Origin of the sequence: Mesorhizobium sp. M7A.F.Ca.CA.004.04.2.1 (assembly GCF_004022825.1) — a bacterium.
Classification (GTDB): Bacteria; Pseudomonadota; Alphaproteobacteria; order Rhizobiales; family Rhizobiaceae; genus Mesorhizobium.
Genome location: NZ_RZPH01001270.1, coordinates 1 through 1,462 on the forward strand (window position 1 = coordinate 1; position 1,462 = coordinate 1,462).

Below are 1,462 nucleotides of genomic sequence, written 5' to 3' on the forward strand. Positions count from 1 at the left end.
GCATTTTCCTATTGCAGATAAGAATTATCCACGATAATATATATCCATGATAAAGGAGCCGATCCAATGAAACTGGGCGAGGGCGTTGAGGCAGCCATCCATTGCGCTGCCACGCTGGCGAGTGTGGAGGGGAACAGCACCATGCCTGGCGCTGCTCTCGCCGAGGCCTTTGGCCTGTCGCCTAGCTATCTGCTGAAGCATCTCAACATGCTGAGCGCCGCGCGCATCCTGGAATCGGTGCCCGGGCCTGCCGGTGGCTATCGGCTGGCGCGGCCGGCCGAGCGCATCACGCTGCTCGACATCGTGCTGGCCGTCGAGGGCCGCGAGCCGGCCTTCCGTTGCGGCGAGATACGCCAGCGCGGTCCGGTGAAGCTCGATGCTTCAGCCTATGTCAAACCCTGCGGCATCAACGCGGCGATGCTGAAGGCCGAGCGCGCCTATCGCGCCGCGCTCGCCGAGACCAAGCTGTCCGATATCGTGGCCACCTATGCGGCAGAAGGCGATCCCAGGTCACTTGCCGCGAGCTGCGCCTTCGTCGAGCGCCACCAGCGGCCGCAGAAATCCAGTTAACCCCGCCGACCCAAACCCAGGCAGATTTGAAAGGACAAGAAGATGAAACAGAGGCTGCAATTTTTCGCCAAGGCGCCGGAGATCATGAAGGCCGTGTCGGCGCTCAACAAGGCGGTGGACGAATGCGGGCTCGAGGTGAGCCTGCTGCACCTGATCAAACTCAGAGCGTCGCAGATCAATGGCTGCTCGTACTGCGTCGAGATGCATAGCCGCGAGGCGAGGCGCGACGGCGAGACCGAGCAGCGGCTCTACCTGGTTTCAGCCTGGAAGGAATCGCCGCTGTTTTCCGAGCGCGAACGCGCCGCCTTGGCCTGGACCGAGGCCGTCACCCTGATCGCCAACAATGGCGTGCCGGACGAGCTCTATGCAAAGACGCTCGAGCATTTCTCGGAAGAGGAATTGGTCAAGCTGTCCGTTGCGCTCGGCATGATCAACACCTGGAACCGGCTGTGCATTCCGTTCCAGGCCATTCACCCGATGCCGGCGGCCAAGGCCGCCTGATTGTCCATTTATGTTGGGAGCGCCGTCGAAAGACGGCGCTCCACTTTCCAAGGGAGCGTTTGATGCCTGCCGATTTGCCTTCAACCTTGTTGTTTCTCGCTCGCCTGTTGCTCGGCGGCGCCTTCGTCTTCGCCGGCCTGCGCAACATCCAGAACGCGGCCTTCCTGACCCAGATGATGGCTGCGCGCGGCGTGCCGCAGGCAAGATTGGCGCTGTGGCTCGGCATCGTGCTTCAGATCGCCGCCGGCGTGCTGGTCATCGCAGGATTGTGGACGGCACTCGCGGCCGCGGTGCTGCTGGTGTTCCTGATCGTTGCCACGCCGATGTTCCACAATTTTTGGGACCATCAGGGCCCGGATCGTGCGTCCCGCATCAATGGCTTCGTCGGCAA

Annotated in this window: 3 protein-coding genes; all 3 read left to right on the forward strand. The window is 62.2% G+C overall.

Features of this window, described 5'->3' with window-relative positions; translation table 11 throughout:
- Nucleotides 1-66: 66 nt before the first annotated feature.
- The gene (locus EN893_RS33735; protein WP_024501511.1) at nt 67-570 is read left to right on the forward strand and encodes an Rrf2 family transcriptional regulator; all 504 of its coding nucleotides are present in this window, start codon (nt 67-69) and stop codon (nt 568-570) included.
- Between the two features lie 42 nt (nt 571-612).
- Nucleotides 613-1,071, forward strand: a complete 459-nt coding sequence (locus EN893_RS33740) for a carboxymuconolactone decarboxylase family protein (RefSeq protein WP_127269912.1) — start codon at nt 613-615, stop codon at nt 1,069-1,071.
- Between the two features lie 62 nt (nt 1,072-1,133).
- The coding region (locus EN893_RS33745; RefSeq protein WP_164901371.1) for a DoxX family protein at nt 1,134-1,462 on the forward strand (329 nt) is incomplete at its 3' end.

Coding starts and splice junctions, on each gene's coding strand:
- EN893_RS33735 (WP_024501511.1), top strand. CDS start 67: ATGAAACTGGGCGAGGGCGTTGAGGCAGCCATCCATTGCGCTGCCACG.
- EN893_RS33740 (WP_127269912.1), top strand. CDS start 613: ATGAAACAGAGGCTGCAATTTTTCGCCAAGGCGCCGGAGATCATGAAG.